5 protein-coding genes are annotated in these 4576 nt (G+C 64.5%); 1 reads left to right on the forward strand and 4 read right to left on the reverse strand.

All coding sequences use genetic code 11. From position 1 onward, the window contains the following. The coding region (gene argF / locus PHS32_RS23815; protein WP_301082027.1) for an ornithine carbamoyltransferase at positions 1-766 on the forward strand (766 nt) is incomplete at its 5' end. Here the strand turns inward: argF and acpA are convergent. The 4 genes from acpA to PHS32_RS23835 all read right to left on the reverse strand — a co-directional run. Continuing rightward, positions 763-2319 (reverse strand): acid phosphatase, encoded by a 1557-nt coding sequence (gene acpA / locus PHS32_RS23820; protein ID WP_301082030.1) that lies wholly within the window; start codon positions 2317-2319, stop codon positions 763-765. The two genes, argF and acpA, sit on opposite strands and share 4 nt — an antisense overlap. A gap of 23 nt (positions 2320-2342) precedes the next feature. Then, complete coding sequence (locus tag PHS32_RS23825; protein ID WP_301082032.1) at positions 2343-3308, reverse strand: membrane dipeptidase; 966 nt, start codon at positions 3306-3308, stop codon at positions 2343-2345. Next, the gene (locus PHS32_RS23830) at positions 3308-4063 is read right to left on the reverse strand and encodes an ABC transporter ATP-binding protein (protein ID WP_301082036.1); all 756 of its coding nucleotides are present in this window, start codon (positions 4061-4063) and stop codon (positions 3308-3310) included. Before PHS32_RS23830 ends, PHS32_RS23825 begins: the two co-directional genes overlap by 1 nt. Before the next feature lie 29 nt (positions 4064-4092). After that, positions 4093-4576: ATP-binding cassette domain-containing protein (locus tag PHS32_RS23835; RefSeq protein ID WP_301082033.1), on the reverse strand; the 484-nt coding region annotated here is incomplete at its 5' end.

Genomic DNA, 4576 nt, shown 5'->3' on the forward strand with positions numbered 1-4576 from the left:
GAAGGCCTCGACCCGCACCCGGGTCAGCTTCGAGGCCGGCATGTACCAGATGGGTGGCAGCGTGGTGCACCTGACCACCGGCGACAGCCAACTGGGCCGTTCCGAACCGATCGAGGACAGCGCCAAGGTGATCAGCCGGATGGTCGATCTGGTGATGATCAGAACTTTTGAACAAACCAAGATCGAGCGTTTTGCCGAGCATTCACGGGTGCCGGTGATCAACGGTCTGACCAACGAATTCCACCCCTGTCAGATCCTGGCCGACATCTTCACCTACATTGAGCACCGGGGTTCGATTGCCGGCAGGACGGTGGCCTGGGTCGGTGACGGCAACAACATGGCAAACACCTGGCTGCATGCCAGCGAAATCCTGGGCTTCAAGGTGCATGTCAGCACGCCCGGCGGCTACGAAGTGGACCAGTCGATCGCCGGCCTGCGTTCGAACGATAGCTACCAGGTGTTCAGCGACCCGATGCAAGCCTGTGCCGGCGCCGACCTGGTGACCACCGATGTCTGGACCAGCATGGGCTATGAAGCCGAAAATGCGGCGCGCAAAGTGGCCTTCAACGACTGGTGCGTGGACCTCGAGATGATGCGCGCCGCCAGGCCCGATGCCCTGTTCATGCACTGCCTGCCGGCGCACCGCGGTGAAGAGGTGCAAGCCGAGGTGATCGACGGGCCGCAATCGGTGGTCTGGGACGAAGCCGAGAACCGGCTGCACGTGCAAAAAGCCTTGATGGAATTTTTGCTGCTGGGGAAACTCTAAGGCTTCAACGCCGGTGTGAGATCACCGGTGTTGGCGCGCACGCCGGGCAGCGCCGGCAGATCAAAACGCTTGCTGATGAATTTCAGGATCGAGGTGGTGTCGTACGAGGTGGAATCGACGAAGCCGCGTTTCACGTGCGGCCCGATCAGCAGCGCCGGTATGCGCGAACCGGGACCCCAACGATCGCCCCAGCCGGGCCCTTGCGGTGGCGGCACATGGTCCCAGTAGCCGCCGTTTTCGTCGTAGGTCACGATCACCAGCAGGTCTTTCCATTGCGGGCTGGCCCGCAGTTTTTCCAGCACCTGCGCCATGTGCGCGTCGCCTAACATGATGTCGGTATAGGACGGATGCTGGCTGTCGCGCCCGCTCGGTTTGTAAAACGACACGGCCGGTAGCGTCCCGGCGGCAATGTCGGCCATGAAGTCGGCACCGTCCTTCAGATGCAGGGCACGGTCCGGCGTGCCCGGGGCAAAGCGGGCGTAATAGTTGAACGGCTGATGATGCGGCTGGAAGTTGGGTGAATCCTTCCCAGCGCTGTAAATGACGCGGCGTTTGGCCTCGGGCGGCTGCATGCCATCGGCCAGGGCGGCGTTCCAGCCGCCCGCGTACCAGGCCCAGGAAACGCCTTTGGCCGACAGCGTATCGCCAATGGTGGTGGCGGTTTGCGCCGGCACCGGCAGACCCGAATCACGGCCTGCATATTTGACGCCCTGCGGGTTGGCGTCGGTGGCCGGGCCGCCTGACGCAGGCGCAATGCCGCTGGGCTGGTACGGCGGCTGCGAGGTATTGACCGACCAGCCGTCGACGGTCACGCTGCGGCCCAGACCGTCGCTGCGGATTTGCACCGCCCCGACCGCGGCGGACGGCGAGCCCGGCCGTTTTTCAAGCTTGCCGCTGGCGTCGAGTCGCACCCGCATGTTGTCGGGCGCATTGGCGAACTTCGGTGTGCAGGCACAGATAAGCCACTGATGGTTCAGGTAGGAGCCGCCAAAAGCCGCCTGGAAGAAGTTGTCCGCCAGCGTGTATTCGCGGGCCCATTGCCACAGCTTGAACGAACTGCCGTCGTAGTAGCCCATGCTCCAGCCGCCGACGCTGGACATGGCGGCAAACATATTGTTGCGCCCGCCGGTGATCTGTTCCTGGTGATAAAAGTAGTCGTGGATCGGGCTCGGCACGATCGTGGTAGGCGGCCGGCTCACCGGCGCCGCGTCGATCCGGAACGGCGCGTTGGGCAGGCGTGGGTAGTTGCTGTCGGGCTTGCCGTCACGCCCGAATACCAGCAACTCGGGCAGCGCCTTGCCATCGTGATCGACTTGTGTTTTTTGCTCGGCAGTGGCGCGACTGACGCCGTTGGCGCCGGGAAACAGACCATACAAATTGTCGAAGCTATGGTTTTCGGCGTAGATCACCACCACGTTGCGAATGCGTTGCAGCGAGTCGCTGTTGCTGCTTGCCGCGGGTGTTGTGGCGCAAGCTGACGCCAGGACGCTCAGCCCCAGCAGCGCTGCGCGGACGGCGAACCGGGCGGTGCCCGAAGCCTCAAATTGACGCATGCCAGTCTCCCGGAAAAACATTGTCATTGCCAAACCTGCCCGGCCACGCGCAGCATATTGCCGCCCATGACCTGCGCCGCCTCGCCGGCAGTCATGCCGACTCCTTGCAAAGCGGCGCCCAGCACTTTCCAGCTCTCGACCGGTGGGTAGGCGGTGCGCGCGATGCCGCGGTTGTAGCCGGCCGACTTGGGCCACCAGTAGGCGGGATCGAAGTCGCCCGGCGGGTTGTCATCGAGCTCGCTCTGGTGAAAGCTGATATCGAGGCCAATGCCCACATGCGCCACGCCGACCAGATCCGCCACGTAAGCGGCATGCCGGGCCACATCGTCGGCCGTCGGCGCGTTGCTGTTCAGGAACATCGAGACGCCCGAGACACAGACCACACCGCCGGTGGCGGCGCAGGCACGTATCTGTTCGTCGGTGACGTTGCGCCCATGTTCCACCAGCGCCAGCGGGTTGGAGTGGCTGAAGATCACCGGCTGGGTCGAGGCTGCCATGATGTCCAGGCTGCAGCGGCGCCCGGTGTGCGAGCAGTCCATCAAGACCCCCGCCGCGTTGATCGCCGCCACCACCTGGTGGCCCAGCGGCGTCAAGCCCTGCTCGACATCGTGGCAACCACCCGCCACACTGTTGTTGCGGTTGTAGGCCAGATGCATCTGCCGCACGCCCAACTGCCGGTACAGCGCCACCATCTGGGGCTGCTCCAGTAAGGGCATGGCACCTTCCAGGTCGAAACCGATGGCCAGTTTCCCGTCTGCGGCGGCGCGTTCAATGTCTTGCACGCTGTCCACCAGCACATAACGCTGCGGCTGTGCCGCGATGCTGGCGCGAAAACCGGCAATCACCGACATCACCTGCGAGAGCGGATTCATGTCCATGCCGATGTTGACCGATACATAGTTCACGCCAGCGGCATGCAGCCGGTCCAGCGGCCCGAAGTCGGCCTCTGGATGCAGGGGCAAGCAGGCATGGGCTTCCCAGTTGATCATCAATCTTCTCCCAGTGCCGCAGTGCGGCGAAAACCGGTTGACGCCAGCATCAGCTTGCGTGTGTAGTCATCCTGCACCCGGCTGGCGGCCAGGTCGCTGGCCGCCAGCAACTCGACCGTCTGGCCGCGCTGCATTACCAGCAGCCGCTGGCACATATGGGTCAGCACCGCCAGGTCGTGGCTGACCATGACGAAGGTCAGGCCGCGCCGGCGCCGCAGGTCTTCCAGCAAATTGAGCACCTCGGCCTGCACCGAGGCGTCCAGTGCCGAGGTCGGCTCGTCGAGCAACAGAATCTGCGGCTCCAGAATCAGGGCGCGCGCGATGGCGATGCGCTGGCGCTGGCCGCCCGAGAGCTGGTGCGGGTAACGAAAGCGAAAGCCGCTGCCCAAACCCACTTCATCGAGCGCGCGCTCGATGCGCGTCTCGGCATCGTTGATGTCGTGGATCGCCAGCGGCTCGGCCAGGATGCGGTCCACGGTCTGGCGCGGGTGCAGCGAGCCATAGGGGTCCTGGAACACCATTTGCACCAGACGGCGAAACGGCTTGCTGCCAGGCTGCGGCAAGCCGGCCGGGCCGAGCAGTTGGATCAGGCCGGAATGCATTGGCGCCAGGCCGCAAATGGCCCGCAACACGGTGGATTTGCCGGAACCGGATTCGCCCACAATGCCGAAGCTCTCGCCGGCCTCGACCCGCAGCGAACTGTCGGCCACCGCCACAAAACCATCGTATTCAACTCGCAGGTGCTGAATCTCCAAGCCGACCTGGCTGGTGTGACCGGTAGTGCTCACAGGGCCCACTCCGAGCGGCGCTCCAGCGTCGGCAGCGGATGGCGCGCCGCACCCAACTGAGGCAGGCAATTGAGCAAGCCGCGGGTGTAGGGGTGCTGGGCGTCGGCCAGGCCGCCAGCCGAGAGTTCCTCCACCACGCGGCCGGCGTACATGACCAGGATGCGGTCGCAAAAGGTCGACACCAGCCGCAAGTCGTGCGAGATAAAAATAAGTCCCATGCCGCGCTCGACAACCAGCCGGTCCAGGATTCCCAGCACCTGCAGTTGCACCGTCACGTCCAGCGCCGAGGTGGGTTCATCGGCGATCAGCAAGTCCGGTTTGGCGATCAGCATCATGGCAATCATGGCGCGCTGCCCCATGCCGCCGGAGACCTCGTGCGGATAGAGTACATAGACGCGGCCGGGCTCGCGAATGCGCACGGCCCCCAGCATGGCGAGGGCTTTCTCGCGCGCCTCTGCGCGGCCCGCTTTCGAGTGCGCC

Origin of the sequence: Rhodoferax sp., from assembly GCF_028714215.1 — a bacterium.
Classification (GTDB): Bacteria; Pseudomonadota; Gammaproteobacteria; order Burkholderiales; family Burkholderiaceae_C; genus Rhodoferax.